Source organism: Variovorax sp. 05N34 (genome assembly GCF_056397405.1).
Map to the genome: position 1 here is coordinate 25,743 of NZ_JBFTNI010000008.1, position 18,670 is coordinate 44,412.

An 18,670-nucleotide genomic window follows, 5' to 3' on the forward strand; every position below is an offset into this window, starting at 1 on the left:
AAGCGCATGGCCAAGGAAGAAACCGGTCGCCTGCTGTCCAAGGTTGCGAAGTTCGTGCGCAATCCGCTCAAGGATTGGTCCGAACTCGATGCCGACGACTCCTCCACGCTCGAAAACGGCTACAGCCGTGAAATGCTCAAGGAGATGATCGAGCGGCGGCAGCGCAACGACTTCGTGCGCCGCCGTGAATTCGACATGCTCCGCAAGCTCCGGCAGCGCGAAGCGGCCGGCGGAGGCGATGCCGCCGGTACGGCGTCCTCCTTCAACGTCAGCAGCACCTCGGGCAAGTCCGACGGCAGGGCACTCACGCTCAAGAAGATCGACGAGATCGAAGAGCAGATGTCCCAGCAGTGGTGGAAGGCCCGCGGCGGGCAAGGCGAGGCAAAGGCCGACGGTGCTCCCAGCGGCGGGGCGCCCATGGCTGAGCAGCATGCGCGTGCCTACGCCGACACCGTGCCCGGCGTGCCGCAGCGCGGGGTTCCCGGACAGGCCGTCCCGGCTCCGGCTCAGGCTCAAGACGGCTGCATCGAGGAAGCTTCGATCCGCTTCGCCCATGGGGACGATGCCGGAGCCGAGGCGATCCTGCTGCAGGCGCTGGCTCCGGACAGTCCGAGCGCCGATCAGGACGATGTCTGGCGGACGCTGCTCGACTTCTATCGAGCCACCGGCGATGCCGAGAAGTATGTGGTCACCAGCACCCGTTATGCCCAACGCATGAAGCGCTCGGCGCCCGAGTGGATGTCATTTCGGGCGTTGGCAAGCACGGCTCGCGCGGCGACCGCTTCGCAGGCCAGACCCGTCGCCGCTGGCGGCGGCACCGCCGACTGGTCGAGCCCCGCGCGCCTTTCGCGCGAAGGCCTGATCGAGCTCACGCGCGCACTGGCGGCCGCCGGTCCTTTCTGGAAGCTCGACTGGAGCGCGCTGGGCGCCATCGAGGCCGAGGCCGCAGGCCCGCTGCGCGCCTTGTTCAATCATTGGGCAGATTCGGCCGTCCAGCTGCGGTTTTCCGGCGCCGATCAGTTGCTTCTGGTGCTTGCCGAAGCGACACCGGCCAACGACCGAGGCATCGATGCCATCTGGTGGCAGTTGCACATGGCGGCGCTTCGGGTGATGCATCGGGCCGACGAGTTCGAGCTGCTTGCGCTCAATTACTGCATCACCTATGAAGTGTCACCGCCGCCCTGGGAAGATCCCAAGGGCGACTATGCGGCGCTCGACACCCCCAAGATTTCCAAGCCATCCCTGAGCATCACGTCTGGCGAGGCCCACCGTTCTGGGGAGCCGCCCGCCAGCGCGGCGCTGGCGGGCGATCTCGTCGGTGAATCGCTCTCGACCCTGCAGCGGCTTGATGACGAGCTGGGCGACGCGGCGGCGCCGAGCATTTCGTGCGCGGCTCTCGTCCGGGTCGACTTCACAGCGGCTGGTTCGCTGCTGAATTGGGTGACCGGCCGCCACGCGCGCGGCCAGAACGTCCAGTTCACGCAAGCCCACCGCCTCGTTGCATGTTTCTTCGGCGTCGTCGGCATCACCGACCATGCGAGCGTCAAGACGAGGGATTGACCCCTGGCGACGGTAGGCTGCCCTCGGAAGTGGGCAGGCCTCGGGCGGGATAATGCCCCATGGAACAATTTCACGGAACCACCATCATCAGCGTGCGTCGCAAGGGCGCCGGTGGCGACCAGGTTGCAATCGGCGGCGACGGTCAAGTCACGTTGGGCAACATCGTCATCAAGGGCAGCGCACGCAAGGTGCGACGGCTCTATCACGGCAAGGTGCTTGCCGGCTTTGCCGGAGCCACGGCTGACGCCTTCACCCTGTTCGAGCGCTTCGAGGCCAAGCTCGAAAAGCACCAGGGGCACCTGGCGCGCGCGGCCATCGAACTCACCAAGGACTGGCGCACCGATCGCGTGCTGCGCCGGCTCGAAGCCATGCTGGCCGTGGCCGACGCGACGACTTCGCTGATCATCACCGGCAACGGCGACGTGCTGGAGCCCGAGAACGGCATCATCGCGATCGGCTCCGGCGGCGCCTATGCGCAAGCTGCCGCCAAGGCGCTGGTCGATCACACGGACCTGCCCGCCGACCAGATCGTCAAGAAGGCGCTGGAGATCGCAGGCGAACTCTGCATCTATACGAACATGCACCACACGGTAGAGACCCTGTGAAAGCCTGACTGAGAAACGCTCCCATGCCAATGACCCCCCAGGAAATCGTTTCCGAACTCGACAACCACATCGTCGGCCAGCCCGACGCCAAACGCGCCGTGGCGATTGCACTGCGCAATCGCTGGCGTCGGCAGCAGGTCGAGGAAAAGCTGCGCGCCGAGATTACGCCCAAGAACATCCTCATGATCGGCCCGACGGGCGTCGGCAAGACCGAGATTGCGCGCCGTCTGGCGCGGCTGGCCGACGCGCCCTTCATCAAAGTCGAGGCGACCAAGTTCACCGAGGTAGGCTACGTCGGCAAGGACGTGGACTCCATCATTCGCGACCTCGCCGAAATGGCGGTCAAGCAGACCCGAGAAGCCGAAAGCGGCAAGGTCCGCATGCGCGCCGAGGATGCTGCAGAGGATCGAATCCTGGACGTACTGCTGCCCCCGGCCCGCCTCCCTGACGGCGGCGGCGCTTCCGACGCCGGCAGCACGACCCGGCAGGCTTTTCGAAAGAAGCTTCGCCAAAACGAACTCGACGACAAGGAGATCGAGATCGACCTTGCCGAAACCCGCACGCCCCTCGAGATCATGGGGCCTGCCGGCATGGAGGAAATGACCGAGCAGTTGCGCGGCATGTTCGGCCAACTCGGCCAAGTCAAGCGCAAGACGCGCAAGCTGAAAATCGCGGAAGCCATGCGCCTGCTGATCGACGAAGAGGCAGCCAAGCTGGTCAACGAAGACGAAATCCGCAGCCAGGCCATTCAGAACGCCGAGCAGAACGGCATCGTCTTCATCGATGAAATCGACAAAGTGGCCACCCGCAACGAGACGCAGGGCACCGACGTTTCCCGGCAAGGCGTGCAGCGCGACCTGCTACCGCTCGTCGAAGGTACGGCGGTGAGCACCAAGTACGGTGTGGTGCGCACCGATCACATCCTCTTCATCGCCAGCGGTGCTTTCCACCTGAGCAAGCCCAGCGACCTGATTCCCGAACTGCAGGGGCGGTTTCCGATTCGCGTCGAACTGCAGTCGCTGTCGGTGTCCGACTTCGAGAGCATCCTGACGCAGACGCGCGCATCGCTGGTCAAGCAATATCAGGCGCTGCTCGCCACCGAAGGCGTGACGCTCGAATTCGCGCCCGACGGCATCACCCGGCTCGCCAGCATCGCCTTCGACGTCAACGAACGCACCGAGAACATCGGCGCGCGCCGTTTGTCGACGGTGATGGAGCGCTTGCTCGACGAGGTGAGCTTCGATGCGGCCAAGCTCGGCGGCCGGACCGTGCACATCGATGCGGCCTACGTGGATGCGCGTCTTTCGGCACTTAGTCACGACGAAGACCTTTCGCGTTTCATCCTCTGATCGGCACCTGCCCGGATACACGCTTCACGCAACACATTCATTGCGCGAGCTAAGTGCTTCACTTACAACGAAATTCGCGGTTTTGCCGGTTGCAAAAACACCGCTAAGTTGTTGATTCCATTACAAAAAATACAGACGACCGTGGGTTGCGAGGTAGGCGTTTCCTGCTACAGTGCAAAAAAGTGCAGTTAAGTGGGAAAAAGTGTCGGGGAATGCCGCGTTCAGGTACGCGGCGGCCTCCGCAACCGGGGTTTCGTGGTCGTGTTTCAAGGCGCTTCATCGCTCAGTCTGGATGCCAAGGGGCGGCTCTCCGTGCCGACCCGGCATCGTGACGTCCTGAGCGCGACGGCAGACGGCCAACTCACGATCACCAAGCACCCTCACGGCTGCCTGATGGTGTTCCCGCGCCCCGAATGGGAGAAGTTCCGCGATCGCATCGCGGCCCTCCCGATGTCGGCGCAGTGGTGGAAGCGCGTCTTCCTTGGGAACGCCATGGACGTCGAGATGGATGGCACCGGCCGTGTGCTCGTGTCGCCCGAACTGCGCGCCGCGGCGGGCATCTCCCGCGATGCCCTGTTGCTCGGCATGGGCAATCATTTCGAACTCTGGGACAAGGCCACCTACGACGCCAAGGAAGCCGAAGCAACCCAGGGGCAGATGCCCGATGTGTTCCAGGACTTCTCGTTCTGAGGCCCCAAGTGGAACAGCCATGGACCCATACGACCGTCTTGTTGAAAGAGGCGGTGGAAGCCCTCTTTCCCGAAGGATCGGACAGCACCGGCACGTATGTCGACGCAACTTTCGGGCGAGGCGGCCACAGCCGGGAAATCCTGGCAAGGCTGGCGCCGGAGGGCCACCTCATCGCGTTCGACAAGGACGCGGAAGCGGTGGCCGAAGCAGCGCGCATCGAGGATGCGCGTTTTTCCATCCGCCACCAGGGATTCAAGGACCTTGGAGAGCTGCCGCCTGCGAGCGTGTCAGGCCTGCTGATGGACCTCGGTGTCAGCTCTCCCCAGATCGACAACCCCGCGCGGGGTTTTTCTTTTCGTTTCGACGGCCCTCTGGACATGCGCATGGACACCACGCGCGGCGAGAGTGTGGCCGAGTGGCTGGCAACGGCCGAACCACAGCAGATTGCGGAGGTGATTCGTGACTATGGCGAAGAACGGTTTGCTGTTCAGATTGCAAAGGCGATTGTTGCTCGCCGACAAGAACGGGGCCCAGTTTCAACCACCGCCGAGTTGGCCCAGCTCGTGGCTGGCGCGGTCAAAACCCGCGAGCCGGGCCAGAACCCTGCAACGCGCACATTTCAGGCTCTTCGGATTTTCATCAATGCCGAGCTTGAAGAGTTGCAACAGGCGCTAGAAGCGAGTCTCGTCGTGCTGCAACCCCAGGGCCGGCTCGCGGTGATCAGTTTCCATTCGCTGGAAGATCGCATCGTGAAGCAGTTCATCGCGAAGCATTCACGCGAGGTCTACGACCGTCGCGCGCCCTTCGCCGTGCCCAAGGCAATGAAACTGCGCTCTGTTGGCCGGGTCAAGCCGTCCCAGGCCGAGGTCGATGGCAATCCGCGCTCGCGCAGCGCGATCCTGCGCATCGCCGAGCGCACTTCGGACGAGGGCTGAGCAGATCATGGCTCGACTCAACCTGCTCCTGTTGATCGCCGTGCTGGGCTCGGCGATCTATCTCGTGCACACGCAGTACATGTCGCGCCAGCTCTTCACCGAGTTCCACCGGGTCGAGCTCGAAACGCGCCGGCTCGAACTGGACCACGATCGCCTGCAGGTAGAGAAACGGGCGCAGGCCACGCCGCTGCGCGTCGAGAAGCTCGCCAAGGAGCAGCTCAAGATGCGCACGACCACGCCGGCCATCACGCAGTACGTGCGCGAAGACGGCACCGTGATCCCCGCCATCGCTGCGCCCGCGCCCACCGCGTCCGCGCCGCGAACTGCTGCTACGAAGGGGGCGCATTGATGAGTTCGATGTCGAGCCGCCTCAAGTCGGGGGGCCTATGACCCGTCGCAGCGTTCAATACACGACCAGCCCACTGCTCGCCAGCAAGACCCCGGTCTGGCGCAGCAAGTTCATCGTCGGCGGCATCGCGCTGGGCTTTGTCGTGCTCGCGGGCCGCGCCGCCTATGTGCAGGTGATCGGCAACGACTTCTTCCAGCGCCAGGGCGAGGTGCGCTTCACGCGCACGCTCGAGCTGCCGGCCAATCGCGGCCGGATCATCGACCGCAACGGACTGCTGCTTGCGCAGAGCGTGGTTGCGCCCAGCATCTGGGCGATCCCCGAGGACATCGAGCGCGACGATGCCGAGGTCAGGGCCAAGCTCAAGCAGGTGGCCAAGCTGCTCGGTATGCCGCAGAAAGACTTCGACAAGAAGCTCGAAGACGAAGACAAGACGTTCGTCTGGATCAAGCGGCAGGTGGACGAGCCGATCGCCAAGCAGATTGCCGAGCTGAACATCAAGGGCATCTACCAGCGCAAGGAATACAAGCGCCAGTACCCCGAGGGCGAGGCGGCCGCGCACGTGGTGGGTTTCACCAATGTCGAGGACAACGGCCAGGAGGGCATCGAACTCGCCTTCAACAAGGACCTGGCGGGCAAGCCCGGTTCGCGCCGCGTCATCAAGGACCGGCTCGGGCGCGTCGTCGAAGGCGTCGGCGAACAGGTGCCGCCGGTCGAAGGCAAGGACATCCAGCTCAGCGTTGACAGCAAGGTGCAGTTCTTCGCCTATCAGAAGCTGCGCGACGCAGTCACGCTGCACAAGGCCAAGGCGGGCAGCGTGGTTGTGCTCGATGCAATCACGGGCGAAGTGCTGGCGCTGGCCAACTATCCGAGTTACGTGCCCGACAAGCGGCAGAACCTCACGGGCGAGCAGTTGCGCAATCGCGCCATGACGGACGTTTTCGAGCCAGGATCGACCATGAAGCCGATCACTGTTGCCACGGCACTTGAAGCCGGCCGCATTACGCCGAAGACCGTGATCGAGACCTCGCCCGGCCGCTACAGCTTGGGCGGCTTCACCATCAGCGACACGCATAACTACGGCTCGCTGACGGTCGAAGGCGTCATCCAGAAGTCGAGCAACATCGGCGCGCTCAAGATCTCGCAGAAGATGACCCCACACGAGATGTGGGACACCTACACGGCGCTCGGCTATGGGCAGAAGCCGCAGATCCAGTTCCCGGGTGCCGTCACGGGGCGCCTGCGTCCATGGAAGTCATGGAAACCAGTCGAGCAGGCGACGATGGCATATGGCTACGGCCTGTCGGCGTCGCTGTTCCAGATGGCGCATTCGTACACGGCCTTCGCGCACGATGGCAGCGTCATCCCGGTCACCATCCTCAAGAGCTCGGAGCCGGCGGTCGGCGTCAAGGTTTTCTCGGCCCAGAACGCGCTGGCGGTGCGCAAGATGCTGCAGATGGCTGCCGGCCCGGGCGGCACGGGCCCGCTCGCGCAGACCGTGGGCTACTCGGTGGGCGGAAAGTCCGGCACGGCGCACAAGCAGGTGGGCCGGGGCTATGCCAGCAAGCAATACCGCTCGTGGTTCACGGGCATGGCGCCCATCGACAAGCCGCGCATCATCGTGGCGGTCATGATCGACGAGCCGAGCAACGGCCAGTATTTCGGCGGCACCGTGGCCGCTCCGGTGTTCAGCGAGGTCGTGCAGCAAACGCTGCGCATGATGAACGTGGCGCCGGATCTCGCTGTCAAACCCCTGGTCGTGACCACGGGCGTGGATGAGAGCTTCTGATGACGACGATGCTTCGCAACCCCACTGAAGCCGCGCGCTGGCTGCAGGCCCGCGTGCGCGGGGTGCTGCACGCCGACAGCCGTGCCGTGGGCGCGGGCGACGGATTCATCGCGTGGCCCGGCGCCGCCACCGACGGGCGGCGCTTCGTCGCCAATGCCCTTGCGCAGGGCGCTGCGGCTTGCCTCGTCGAAGAAGAGGGCAGCGATGCATTTGCATTCGATGGCGAGGCCATCGCCACCTACGCCGGCCTGAAGGCCGCCACCGGGCCGATCGCAGCGGCGTATTACGACAACCCGTCCGAGCAACTCGACGTCCTCGCCGTCACGGGCACCAACGGCAAGACCTCCACCGCGTGGTGGCTGGCGCAGTCGCTGTCGCGCTCCGGCCGCGCGCCGTGTGCCGTCGTGGGCACGCTGGGCGTCGGTGTGCCGCCCGAACTCACCTACACCGGGCTCACAACGCCCGATCCGGTGCTGCTGCAGCGAGAGTTGCGCGGGTTCGCGGACCGCGGATACGGCGCCTGTGCCATCGAGGCATCGTCGATCGGCATCGTGGAGCGCCGGCTTGACGGCACGCGGATTGCTGTCGCGGTCTTCACCAATTTCACGCAGGACCATCTCGACTATCACGGCAGCATGGATGCGTACTGGCAAGCCAAGGCGGAGTTGTTCCGCTGGCCAGGCTTGCGCGCCGCAGTGGTCAATATCGACGACGTGCATGGCGCTGCGCTGGTGGGCAACCTGATCGAAACCGGCGTCGGCGCGCTCGACGTGTGGACGCTGTCGGCCGCCGGCTCTCCCGCCCGCCTGATGGCGCAAGACATCGGCTATGACGCGCAGGGCCTCACCTTCTCCGTGGTGGAGCAGGGCCATTTGCCGGTGCGGCTTTCAACGCAGTTGATCGGCCAGTACAACGTCGCGAACCTGCTGGGCGTGCTGGGCACTCTGCGCGCTCTCGGCATGTCGCTCGACGAAGCCGTTGCCGCCTGCACGGGCCTGGACAGCGTGCCCGGCCGCATGGAAAGCCTGAGCATCGCCGGCCATCCGCTGGCGGTGGTCGACTATGCGCACACGCCCGACGCGCTCGACAAGGCGCTCGCAGGTTTGCGTCCGTTGGCGCAACAGCGCGGCGGTGAGCTGTGGTGCGTGTTCGGCTGCGGCGGCGACCGCGATACGGTCAAGCGCCCCATGATGGCGGCGGTGGCCGAGGCGCAGGCCGATCGTATCGTCGTGACCAGCGACAACCCGCGCAGCGAAAAGCCTGCCGCGATCATCAGCCAGATCCTGCTCGGCCTGGCGCGTCCGGAGGCAGCGCAGGTCGAACCCGATCGCGCGAAGGCAATTGCAGATGCGCTCGCGCAGGCCCGTCCCGAGGACGTGGTCTTGATCGCCGGACGCGGCCATGAGGCATGGCAGGAGATTGCGGGCGAACGCATCGCGTTCTCGGACCGAGCGCATGCCATTGACGCGCTCACCAGAAGGAGCGAGGCATGAACACCATGTCCGCTTCCGATTCGATGATGACGCTGGCCCAGGCGGCGAACTGGATTCCAGGCGCGCGCCTGATCGGCGACCCCGCCACACCGATCCTTCGCGTCCATACCGATACGCGGACGCTGGCAGCTGGCGATCTCTTCGTGGCGCTCAAGGGCGAGCGCTTCGACGCGAACGCGTTTCTTGCCGACGCGCGCGCGCGCGGCGCGGTTGCCGCGATTGCACACGGCGGCCTCGAAGCGGCCGGTCTCGCCGGCCTGGAAGTGCCCGACACCCTGGCCGCGCTGGGCGCGCTGGCCGCCGGCTGGCGCTCGCAGTTCGACCTGCCTTTGATTGCAGTGACCGGCAGCAACGGCAAGACCACCGTGACGCAGATGATCGCGTCGATTCTTCGCACGGCCTGCGGCGAAGGCGCCCTCGCGACGGCGGGCAACTTCAACAACGAGATCGGTGTGCCGCTGACGCTGCTGCGGCTTCGCGCGCGGCATCAGCGCTCTGTGGTCGAACTCGGCATGAACCATCCGGGCGAGATCGCCCGCCTGTCGGCCATCGCGCGCCCGACGATCGCATTGGTCAACAACGCCCAGCGGGAGCATCAGGAATTCATGGCGACGGTCGAGGCCGTGGCGCGCGAAAACGCTTCCGTCCTTTCGGTGTTGCCCGATGGCGGAACGGCGGTGTTTCCGTTCGGCGATGAATTCACGCCGCTGTGGCAGTCGATTGCGCGCGAAGGTGCGACTCGCCGCTGTCTCACCTTCGGTGAACACGAGGACGCGGACATCGCGCTCGCCACTGCCGAATGGACGCGGGGCGCCTGGCAGTTCAAGGCTCGGACACCGGTGGGCGATGTTCGCTGCGCATTGCGCATCGCGGGCCGCCACAACGTCGTCAATGCGCTGGCGGCCATTGCCTGTTCGCTCGCGAGCGGTGTTTCGCCCGACAAGATCGCCGACGGGCTCGCCGCATTCGAGCCAGTGAAAGGCCGTTCCAAGGCCATCGAGTTGCATGTGGCCGAAGGTCGCACGATCACCGTCATCGACGATACGTACAACGCCAATCCCGATTCGATGCGCGCGGCGATCGATGTACTCGCCAGCCTGCCTGGACCGCGCATGCTGGTGATCGGCGACATGGGCGAGGTCGGCAACCAGGGACCCGAGTTTCATGCCGAAGTCGGCGCCTGGGCCGGCGAGCGCGGCATCGAGACCGTCTATGCGCTCGGCGAGGAATCGAAACACAGCGTGGCTGCATTCGCCGGCAATGAGGCCAGCGAGGCCCGGCATTTCGGTGACATCGAATCGCTGAACGCGGCAGTGATGGCGGGTTTGCCCCGCGCCGCGAGCGTGCTCGTGAAGGGTTCGCGTTTCATGCAGATGGAGCGGGTGGTCCAGGCCATCGTCGCTTCGGCTGCACCACAACAACAAGACAAGGGGGTCGGTCATGCCGCATGAGCCGCGCCCATTCACAGCATGCTGATGACCTTCGCCCAATGGCTGCAGACGGTCTCGCCGGAGTTTGGTTTCCTGCGCGTCTTCCAGTACCTCACCTTCCGCGCGCTGATGGCGGCGTTGACCGCGCTCCTCCTCGGCCTGCTCGCCGGGCCTTACGTCATTCGCCGCCTCGCCGCGCTCAAGATCGGCCAGCAGGTGCGCAGCTATGGCATGGAGACGCATCTCACCAAGAGCGGAACGCCCACGATGGGTGGCGTGCTGGTGCTGTTCTCGATCGCGCTTTCGACATTGCTGTGGTTCGATCTCTCGAACCGCTTCGTCTGGATCGTGCTCTGGGTGACGCTCGGCTTCGGCGCCATCGGCTGGGTCGATGATTGGCGCAAGGTGGTGCGCAAGGACCCCGAAGGCATGCGTTCGCGCGAGAAGTACTTCTGGCAGTCGGTGGTCGGGTTGGTCGCGGGCTTCTATTTGCTCTTCAGCATCTCCGAAAGCTCCAACTGGCGCGTGCTGGAACTGTTCGCCACCTGGGTGCGTTCGGGCTTCGACCTGGACTTTCCGCCCAAGATCAACCTGCTGGTGCCCTTCTTCAAGGAAGTGAGCTATCCGCTCGGCGGCATCGGCTTCGTCATCCTCACCTATCTGGTGATCGTCGGCGCGAGCAATGCGGTGAACCTCACTGACGGGCTCGACGGCCTGGCGATCATGCCGGTCGTGATGGTGGGCTCCGCGCTGGGCGTGTTCGCCTACGTCACGGGCAGTGCCGTGTACTCGCGCTACCTGCTTTTTCCGCACATTCCGGGCTCGGGCGAACTGCTGGTGTTTTGCTCGGCCATGGCCGGCGCGGGTTTGGCCTTTTTGTGGTTCAACACGCATCCGGCGCAGGTTTTCATGGGCGACGTGGGCGCGCTCGCGCTCGGCGGCGCACTGGGAACCATCGCCGTCATCGTGCGCCAGGAAATCGTGTTCTTCGTCATGGGCGGCATCTTCGTGGTCGAGGCGATCTCGGTGATGGCGCAAGTCACCTATTTCAAATACACCAAGAAGCGCTTTGGCGAAGGGCGGCGCGTGCTCAAGATGGCACCGCTTCACCATCATTTCGAGAAGAGCGGCTGGCGCGAGACGCAGGTCGTGGTGCGCTTCTGGATCATCACGATGCTGCTGTGCCTCGTGGGTCTTTCCACCCTGAAGCTCCGGTAAGACGATGCGGCATCTCCAAGACCTTCACGTCCTGATCATGGGCCTCGGTGCGTCCGGCCTGGCGATGGCGCGCTGGTGTGCGCGTCACGGCGCGAAGATCACCGTGGCGGACACGCGCGAGACGCCGCCGCAACTCGCCATGTTGCGCGAAGAAATTCCCGAAGCGCAATTCGTTGGAGGACCTTTGGCGGCTTCGCTGGTCCAAGGTACTTCCGTGCGCGCGGTGTATCGCTCCCCCGGTCTCTCGCCGGCGTCAATTGCTTCGGTGCTCGATGCGGCGCGCGCGATGGGGCTGCATGTTGGCGGGGAACTGGATCTCTTCGCGCACGCTCTTGCGGATTTGCGCATTGCCGAAGTTGCAGAAGGCGTAGAAGTCGCAGAGCCTGCGACCCTGCCCGAGGCGGCCCCGTCGACGGAGCCGGAGACGCAGCAGCCCGACACCGAGGCGGCCGACGAGGACGACGATTCGCCCGCACCGGCACCGGTCATCGTTCCGCCACCGGCGACCAAGGGCTACACACCCGCGGTGCTGGCGATCACCGGCACGAACGGCAAGACGACCGTCACCGCACTCACCGGCCAATTGGTCGAGCGCGCTGGCAAGTCGGTCGCCGTTGCCGGCAACATTGGCCCGACCTTGCTCGACACCCTTTCAGAGCGCATGGACGCGGACACGCTGCCGGATGTCTGGGTGCTGGAGTTGTCGAGCTTTCAACTCGATGGCGTGCAAGGTTTCGAACCGACCGCAGCCACGGTGCTGAACGTGACCCAGGACCATCTGGACTGGCACGGCGACATGGCGGCCTATGTCGCAGCCAAGGCTCGCATCTTCGGCAAGCAAGGAGTGATGCTGCTGAACCGCGACGACGAAGCCGTCATGGCCATGCGGCCGGCGGCCGTCAAGCTGGCCCGCGGCCAGACCGCACGAAGCATCGTCACTTTCGGCGGCGACATGCCGACACGGCCGGGCGACTACGGCATCGAGCGCGTCAACGGCATGGCATGGCTGGTGCGCGCGCTCGAAGCCGACGAGACCCAGAAGCGCAAGCGCGGTGCCGCCGTCGAGGAAGAGGAGATCCACTTCCAGCGCCTGATGCCCGCCGATGCGCTACGCATCCCTGGCCGGCACAACGCGCTCAATGCGCTGGCGTCACTCGCGCTTGCGACGGCGGCAGGCTGCCAGCTTGCGCCGATGCTCTACGGCTTGCGCGAATACCGCGGCGAGCCGCACCGCGTCGAGCCGGTCGCGATCATCAACGAGGTCGAGTACTTCGATGACAGCAAGGGAACCAACGTAGGAGCGACCGTCGCCGCATTGATTGGGCTTGGCGAGGAGCGCCGCGTGGTGGTCATCCTCGGCGGCGAGGGCAAGGGACAGGACTTTGCGCCGCTTGCAGAGCCGGTGCGTCAATATGCACGCGCCGTGGTGCTGATCGGCCGCGACGCGCCGATCATCGAAGCCGCAGTGGCGTCCACAGGCGTCTCGATGCAAACCGCCGCCTCATTGCCCGAGGCCGTGACGCTGGCCGCCAGTCTCGCGCAGCCCGGCGATGCGGTGCTGCTCTCGCCGGCCTGCGCGAGCTTCGACATGTTCAAGGACTACGCGCATCGCGCGACGGTGTTCTGCGAGGCCGTGCAGGCGCTCGCCGATGGGGGGCCTGCGTGAGCACGACGTCCGCCACCTCGGGCACCTCAGGCAAGACCAGCCGCTTCGCCGGCTGGTTCAGCCGCGCCAAGAGCGGCATCGACGCATTGCCGATGCACTTGCCCGTGCGTCTCGGGAACGCGGGCATGACGCAGACGAAGGCAGCGCCGGTGCGCGTGCTGGGATTCGACCAGGCGCTGGTGTGGGTCACCGTCGCGCTCCTGGCGTGGGGTCTGGTGATGGTGTATTCGGCGTCGATCGCATTGCCGGACAACCCGCGCTTCGCGCGCGCCGGTTACAGCCCGACCTACTTCATCTCGCGGCACGCGGCTTCGCTGGTGGTCGCATTCGTCGCCGGCCTGCTGACCTTCCAGATTCCGATGAAGACCTGGGAGAGGACGGCGCCGTGGCTCTTCGTGGCGTCGCTGTTGCTGCTGGTGGCCGTGCTGATTCCGCACCTGGGCATCAACGTCAATGGTGCGCGCCGTTGGCTGCCGCTCGGCATCATGCGTTTCCAGCCCTCGGAATTGGCCAAGTTCGCGATGGTTCTCTATGCGGCCAGCTACATGGTGCGCAAGATGGAGATCAAGGAGCGCTTCTTCCGCGCCGTGCTGCCCATGGGCATTGCCGTGGTGGTGGTCGGCATGCTCGTAATGGCGGAGCCGGACATGGGCGCCTTCATGGTGATCGCAGTGATCGCGATGGGCATCCTGTTCCTGGGCGGCGTGAACGCGCGCATGTTCTTCGTGATCGCTACCCTGGTGGTGGTGGCCTTCGGCACGATCGTGGCGACCAGTCCCTGGCGGCGCGAACGGATCTTTGCCTACCTCGACCCCTGGAGTGAAGAACATGCGCTCGGCAAGGGCTATCAGCTTTCGCATTCGCTGATCGCGATCGGCCGCGGCGAAGTCTTCGGGGTGGGCCTGGGTGGTAGCGTCGAGAAGCTGCACTGGCTGCCGGAGGCGCACACCGACTTTCTGCTGGCGGTGATCGGCGAGGAGTTCGGCCTCGTGGGCGTGTTGCTCGCCATTGCGCTGTTCCTGTGGCTCACGCGCCGGATCATGCACATCGGCCGTCAGGCGATCGCGCTCGACCGCGTCTTCTCGGGGCTCGTGGCACAGGGCGTCGGCATCTGGATGGGCTTCCAGACATTCATCAATATGGGTGTGAACCTGGGCGCGTTGCCGACCAAGGGGCTGACCCTGCCGCTGATGAGTTTCGGCGGCTCGGCCATCTTGATGAACGTCGTTGCGCTGGCTGTGGTGTTGCGCATTGATTACGAGAACCGCGTCCTCATGCGCGGAGGCCGAGTATGAGCAGGACGGCACTCGTCATGGCTGGTGGCACTGGTGGGCACATCTTCCCGGGGCTGGCCGTGGCCGAAGCATTGCGTGAGCGCGGCTGGCGCGTGCACTGGCTCGGCGTGCCCGGCAGCATGGAGCACCAGCTTGTACCGCCGCGTGGCTTCGCCTTCGAGCCCGTGCAGTTCGGCGGTGTGCGTGGCAAGGGTCCCGTCACGCTCGCCCTGCTGCCGATGCGACTGCTGCGCGCCTTCTGGCAGAGCATCGGTGTCGTGCGGCGTGTGAAGCCCGATGTGGTGGTGGGCCTGGGTGGCTACATCACCTTTCCGGGTGGAATGATGAGCGTGCTGCTGGGCAAGCCGCTGGTGCTCCACGAGCAGAACTCCGTGGCGGGACTTGCCAACAAACTGCTTGCGAGCGTGGCCGATCGCGTCTTCACCGCTTTTCCGAATGTGCTGAAGAAGGCGCAGTGGGTCGGCAATCCGTTGCGCGCGGCATTTACAGCGCAGGGCGAACCTGCCGAGCGTTTCGCGGCCCGTACCGGTCCGCTGCGACTGTTGGTCGTTGGCGGCAGCCTGGGCGCGAAGGCGCTCAATGCGGTGGTGCCGAAAGCATTGGCCATGATCACGCCCACGCAACGGCCGAAGGTGACGCACCAGAGCGGCGCGAAGCAGATCGACGAACTCCGCGCCAACTATGCAGCGGCCGGCGTCGACGGCGAACTCACACCTTTCATCGAAGACACCGCCCGCGCGTACGCCGATGCCGACTTGATCGTCGCGCGTGCCGGCGCGAGCACCGTCACCGAAATCGCGGCCGTCGGCGCAGCAGCGCTGTTCGTGCCTTTCCCCTCCGCTGTGGACGACCACCAGACCACCAATGCGCGCTTTCTTGTCGACGCGGGTGGTGGCTGGCTCGTTCAACAGTCCGAACTCACACCAGAATTGTTGGCCGACTTGCTACAGAAAACCGGGCGCGACGCGCTCCTGCAACGGGCCTTGAAGGCCCAGACGATGCGCAAGACCGAGGCGGTAGATGCCGTGGTCCGCGCGTGCGAAGAACTCAGCCGCGGAGGCCGCTCATGAAGCATGCGATCCGTCATATTCATTTCGTGGGTGTCGGCGGCTCCGGCATGAGCGGCATTGCCGAAGTGCTGCTCAACCTCGGCTACAAGATCTCGGGCTCAGACCTGGCGGACAGTGCGACGCTGCGGCGCCTGGCCGGTCTCGGCATCGCGACCTACGTCGGACACGACGCCGCGCACATCGCGGGCGCGGACGCCGTCGTCACCTCGACCGCCGTGCACGCGAACAACCCCGAAGTCTTGGCCGCGCGCGAGAAGCGCATCCCCGTGGTGCCGCGCGCGCTGATGCTGGCCGAGCTGATGCGCCTCAAGCAGGGCATCGCCATCGCTGGCACGCACGGCAAGACCACGACGACCAGCCTCGTGGCGAGCGTGCTCGCGGCTGCGGGGCTCGATCCGACCTTCGTCATCGGCGGTCGTCTCAACAGTGCGGGCGCCAATGCCCAGCTCGGCAGTGGCGACTACATCGTGGTCGAGGCGGACGAATCCGATGCGTCGTTCCTGAACCTGCTGCCGGTCATGGCCGTGGTCACGAACATCGACGCCGACCACATGGAGACCTACGGGCACGACTTCGCGAAGCTCAAGAAGGCTTTCGTCGACTTCCTGCATCGCATGCCTTTCTATGGCGTCGCGATCTTGTGCACCGATGATCCGGCGGTGCGAGAGATCGTGACCGAGGTGTCATGCCCCGTCACGAGCTATGGCTTCGGCGAGGACGCGCAGGTGCGTGCAGTCAACGTGCGGGCCGTCGGCTCGCAGATGCACTTCACTGCGCAGCGCCGCAACGGCGTCACGCTGCCGGACCTGGACATCGTGCTGAATTTGCCGGGCGAGCACAACGTGCGCAATGCGCTGTCGGTCATCGCCGTGGCCGTCGAACTCAATGTGCCGGACGAGGCCGTGCAGCGCGGGCTCGCCGACTTCAAGGGCGTGGGGCGGCGCTTCCAGCGTTACGGCGAAGTGCCTGCGCGGGGCGAGGCCGGCGCAGGCAGCTTCACGCTGATCGACGACTACGGTCATCACCCGGTGGAGATGGCCGCGACCATCGCCGCCGCTCGGGGTGCATTTCCGGGCCGCCGCTTGGTGCTTGCTTTTCAGCCGCACCGCTTCACGCGAACGCGCGATTGCTTCGAGGATTTCGTCAAGGTCATCGGCCAGGCGGACGCCGTGCTGCTCGGCGAGGTCTATGCGGCCGGCGAGCCGCCGATCGTGGCCGCCGATGGTCGCTCGCTCGCCCGCGCATTGCGCGTGGCCGGCAAGGTCGAGCCGGTGTTCGTCGATGAGATCGGCGCCATGCCGCAAGCCATCCTGGACAACGCGCGCGAAGGCGACGTGGTGATCTGCATGGGGGCTGGCTCGATCGGCGCGGTGCCAGCAAAAGTGGTTGAACTCGGCGCGATGGCGTCCGGCAAGTCCGAGCAGGTTGCTCGAAAGGGGAGTGGGCTGTGAACGTGATTGATCCAAAATCCTTCGGCAAGGTGGCCGTGTTGTTCGGCGGCAGTTCGGCCGAGCGCGAAGTCTCGATCATGTCGGGAACGGGTGTATTGGATGCGCTGCTTTCGCAAGGCGTCGATGCGCATGCCTTCGATCCGTCCGAGCGCGAGCTGGTCGAGCTCAAGCGCGAAGGCTTCGCGCGTTGCTTCGTCGTGCTGCATGGCCGGCATGGAGAAGACGGCACGGTGCAGGGCGCGCTCGAACTCCTTGGCATTCCATACACCGGCTCTGGCGTGATGGCGTCGAGCGTGGCGATGGACAAGGTCATGACCAAGCGCATCTGGGAGGCTGACGGCCTGCCGACGCCGCGCTATGTTCGCCTGGCCTTTGACCAGCAGAGCCGCGAGCAGATCAACGCAGTGCCGGATGTGCTTGGCCTGCCGCTGATCGTCAAACCGCCGCGCGAAGGTTCGTCCATCGGCGTGACCAAAGTGATGGGTCCAAATGACGTGGACAGGCAGATGCAGGATGCGGTGTCGCTCTCGGTGCGGTACGACTCGGATGTGCTGTGTGAAGAGTTCATCGAAGGCGAGGAAGTCACCTGCGCAGTGCTCGGCAGCGGCCTCGATGCCGTGGCAATGCCCGTGGTGCGCATCGCCGCACCTGAGGGGGCGTACGACTACCAGAACAAGTACTTCACGGACGACGTCAAGTACCACTGCCCGAGTGGCCTGCCTGCCGACGAAGAGCAGGAGATCCGACGCATTACGCTGGCCGCCTATCACCAACTCGGCTGCCGCGGTTGGGGTCGCGCCGACCTGATGATCAGGGCCAGCGACCGCAAGGCCTTCCTGCTGGAAATGAACACGTCGCCCGGGATGACGAGCCACTCGCTCGTGCCCATGTCGGCGCGGGCGGCCGGCATCTCCTATGAAGAGCTTTGCGTGCGTGTGCTGGCTACGGCGACTCTCGATTCGAAACCGGCCAGAGACGAAGGAGCGGCATGACCAATAGCATCCCCGCGCCCTTCGACGTCAAGCTCATGAACGTGACCGCGAGCCTGGTGTTCGCGCTGTTCTCGCTCATGCTGCTGGCGGCGGGTGCGTGGTGGGTGCTGCGCCAGCCCTTCTTTCCGCTCTCCGGCATCAAGGTTGATGGCGAAGTCACGCACAACAACGCGGTGACGCTGCGCGCCAACGTGGCGCCGCAACTGGCCGGCAATTTTTTCACGGTCGACCTCTCGCGCGCACGCACGGCTTTCGAATCGGTGCCGTGGGTGCGCAAGGCGGTCGTGCGGCGTGAGTTTCCCAACAAGCTGCGCGTGACGCTCACCGAGCACCAGCCTGTTGCACATTGGGGCGACGAAGCCGAGTCCAAGCTGATCAATGGCTTCGGCGAAGTGTTCGAAGCCAACGTGGCCGAAGTCGATGACGACCTGCCGCACCTCGATGGTCCGGCCGAACAGGCCGGACAGGTGCTTGGCATGTACCGCGTGCTGTCGCCGCTGTTCCAGCCCTATGACCTCTCAATCGACGCGCTGGCGCTGTCGAGTCGCGGGAGCTGGCGCGTGACGCTCGATACCGGTGCGACGGTCGAACTCGGGCGCGGGCGAGGCGAAGAAGTGGTGGCGCGTACGCAGCGTTTTCTGCGCACCGTGACGCCGGTGGCGAGCCAGTACGGAAGAACGATGGCGGCGGTCGAGGGCGCCGATCTTCGGCACAACGAAGGGTATGCGCTGCGGCTGCGCGGCGTCACCACGGTCGTTCCCGACCTGAAGAAAAAGTAGAG

At 65.2% G+C, this 18,670-nt stretch carries 16 protein-coding genes; all 16 read left to right on the forward strand.

What is annotated here, in order from left to right; all coding sequences use genetic code 11:
* Positions 1-6: 6 nt before the first annotated feature.
* A complete protein-coding gene (locus AC1DMA_RS21215) occupies positions 7-1,560 on the forward strand; it encodes an STAS domain-containing protein (protein WP_478145422.1) in 1,554 nt (517 codons plus the stop codon).
* 59 nt (positions 1,561-1,619) lie between these two features.
* Positions 1,620-2,165 carry an ATP-dependent protease subunit HslV gene (gene hslV, locus AC1DMA_RS21220; RefSeq protein ID WP_478125984.1) on the forward strand — a complete coding sequence of 182 codons (546 nt, stop codon included), beginning with the start codon at positions 1,620-1,622 and terminating at the stop codon, positions 2,163-2,165.
* 23 nt (positions 2,166-2,188) lie between these two features.
* A complete protein-coding gene (gene hslU / locus AC1DMA_RS21225; protein ID WP_478145423.1) occupies positions 2,189-3,514 on the forward strand; it encodes an ATP-dependent protease ATPase subunit HslU in 1,326 nt (441 codons plus the stop codon).
* A gap of 261 nt (positions 3,515-3,775) precedes the next feature.
* Positions 3,776-4,204 (forward strand): division/cell wall cluster transcriptional repressor MraZ, encoded by a 429-nt coding sequence (gene mraZ, locus AC1DMA_RS21230; RefSeq protein WP_478126314.1) that lies wholly within the window; start codon positions 3,776-3,778, stop codon positions 4,202-4,204.
* A gap of 8 nt (positions 4,205-4,212) precedes the next feature.
* Positions 4,213-5,139 (forward strand): 16S rRNA (cytosine(1402)-N(4))-methyltransferase RsmH, encoded by a 927-nt coding sequence (rsmH, locus tag AC1DMA_RS21235; RefSeq protein ID WP_478145424.1) that lies wholly within the window; start codon positions 4,213-4,215, stop codon positions 5,137-5,139.
* A 7-nt stretch (positions 5,140-5,146) separates the two neighbouring features.
* Positions 5,147-5,488 carry a cell division protein FtsL gene (ftsL, locus tag AC1DMA_RS21240; RefSeq protein WP_478125987.1) on the forward strand — a complete coding sequence of 114 codons (342 nt, stop codon included), beginning with the start codon at positions 5,147-5,149 and terminating at the stop codon, positions 5,486-5,488.
* Between the two features lie 37 nt (positions 5,489-5,525).
* Positions 5,526-7,274 (forward strand): peptidoglycan D,D-transpeptidase FtsI family protein, encoded by a 1,749-nt coding sequence (locus AC1DMA_RS21245; protein ID WP_478125988.1) that lies wholly within the window; start codon positions 5,526-5,528, stop codon positions 7,272-7,274.
* Positions 7,274-8,767, forward strand: coding sequence for a UDP-N-acetylmuramoyl-L-alanyl-D-glutamate--2,6-diaminopimelate ligase (locus tag AC1DMA_RS21250; RefSeq protein WP_478125989.1), 1,494 nt, complete (start codon positions 7,274-7,276; stop codon positions 8,765-8,767). Before AC1DMA_RS21245 ends, AC1DMA_RS21250 begins: the two co-directional genes overlap by 1 nt.
* On the forward strand, positions 8,764-10,218 hold the full coding sequence (locus tag AC1DMA_RS21255) for a UDP-N-acetylmuramoyl-tripeptide--D-alanyl-D-alanine ligase (protein ID WP_478145425.1): 1,455 nt from the start codon (positions 8,764-8,766) through the stop codon (positions 10,216-10,218). Before AC1DMA_RS21250 ends, AC1DMA_RS21255 begins: the two co-directional genes overlap by 4 nt.
* Positions 10,219-10,236: 18 nt before the next feature.
* The gene (gene mraY, locus AC1DMA_RS21260; protein WP_478125991.1) at positions 10,237-11,415 is read left to right on the forward strand and encodes a phospho-N-acetylmuramoyl-pentapeptide-transferase; all 1,179 of its coding nucleotides are present in this window, start codon (positions 10,237-10,239) and stop codon (positions 11,413-11,415) included.
* Between the two features lie 4 nt (positions 11,416-11,419).
* The gene (gene murD, locus AC1DMA_RS21265; RefSeq protein WP_478145426.1) at positions 11,420-13,081 is read left to right on the forward strand and encodes a UDP-N-acetylmuramoyl-L-alanine--D-glutamate ligase; all 1,662 of its coding nucleotides are present in this window, start codon (positions 11,420-11,422) and stop codon (positions 13,079-13,081) included.
* On the forward strand, positions 13,078-14,376 hold the full coding sequence (gene ftsW, locus AC1DMA_RS21270; RefSeq protein ID WP_478145427.1) for a putative lipid II flippase FtsW: 1,299 nt from the start codon (positions 13,078-13,080) through the stop codon (positions 14,374-14,376). Before murD ends, ftsW begins: the two co-directional genes overlap by 4 nt.
* On the forward strand, positions 14,373-15,446 hold the full coding sequence (murG, locus tag AC1DMA_RS21275; RefSeq protein WP_478145428.1) for an undecaprenyldiphospho-muramoylpentapeptide beta-N-acetylglucosaminyltransferase: 1,074 nt from the start codon (positions 14,373-14,375) through the stop codon (positions 15,444-15,446). Before ftsW ends, murG begins: the two co-directional genes overlap by 4 nt.
* Positions 15,443-16,897, forward strand: a complete 1,455-nt coding sequence (gene murC, locus AC1DMA_RS21280) for a UDP-N-acetylmuramate--L-alanine ligase (protein WP_478145429.1) — start codon at positions 15,443-15,445, stop codon at positions 16,895-16,897. The genes murG and murC overlap by 4 nt, the downstream gene beginning before the upstream one ends.
* Positions 16,894-17,889, forward strand: a complete 996-nt coding sequence (locus AC1DMA_RS21285; RefSeq protein WP_478125996.1) for a D-alanine--D-alanine ligase — start codon at positions 16,894-16,896, stop codon at positions 17,887-17,889. Before murC ends, AC1DMA_RS21285 begins: the two co-directional genes overlap by 4 nt.
* Positions 17,886-18,668, forward strand: a complete 783-nt coding sequence (locus AC1DMA_RS21290) for a cell division protein FtsQ/DivIB (protein WP_478125997.1) — start codon at positions 17,886-17,888, stop codon at positions 18,666-18,668. Before AC1DMA_RS21285 ends, AC1DMA_RS21290 begins: the two co-directional genes overlap by 4 nt.
* Positions 18,669-18,670 lie beyond the last annotated feature (2 nt).

Coding starts and splice junctions, on each gene's coding strand:
- AC1DMA_RS21215 (WP_478145422.1), top strand. CDS start 7: ATGGCCAAGGAAGAAACCGGTCGCCTGCTGTCCAAGGTTGCGAAGTTC.
- hslV (WP_478125984.1), top strand. CDS start 1,620: ATGGAACAATTTCACGGAACCACCATCATCAGCGTGCGTCGCAAGGGC.
- hslU (WP_478145423.1), top strand. CDS start 2,189: ATGCCAATGACCCCCCAGGAAATCGTTTCCGAACTCGACAACCACATC.
- ftsL (WP_478125987.1), top strand. CDS start 5,147: ATGGCTCGACTCAACCTGCTCCTGTTGATCGCCGTGCTGGGCTCGGCG.
- AC1DMA_RS21245 (WP_478125988.1), top strand. CDS start 5,526: ATGACCCGTCGCAGCGTTCAATACACGACCAGCCCACTGCTCGCCAGC.
- AC1DMA_RS21250 (WP_478125989.1), top strand. CDS start 7,274: ATGACGACGATGCTTCGCAACCCCACTGAAGCCGCGCGCTGGCTGCAG.
- AC1DMA_RS21255 (WP_478145425.1), top strand. CDS start 8,764: ATGAACACCATGTCCGCTTCCGATTCGATGATGACGCTGGCCCAGGCG.
- mraY (WP_478125991.1), top strand. CDS start 10,237: ATGCTGATGACCTTCGCCCAATGGCTGCAGACGGTCTCGCCGGAGTTT.
- murD (WP_478145426.1), top strand. CDS start 11,420: ATGCGGCATCTCCAAGACCTTCACGTCCTGATCATGGGCCTCGGTGCG.
- murG (WP_478145428.1), top strand. CDS start 14,373: ATGAGCAGGACGGCACTCGTCATGGCTGGTGGCACTGGTGGGCACATC.
- murC (WP_478145429.1), top strand. CDS start 15,443: ATGAAGCATGCGATCCGTCATATTCATTTCGTGGGTGTCGGCGGCTCC.
- AC1DMA_RS21290 (WP_478125997.1), top strand. CDS start 17,886: ATGACCAATAGCATCCCCGCGCCCTTCGACGTCAAGCTCATGAACGTG.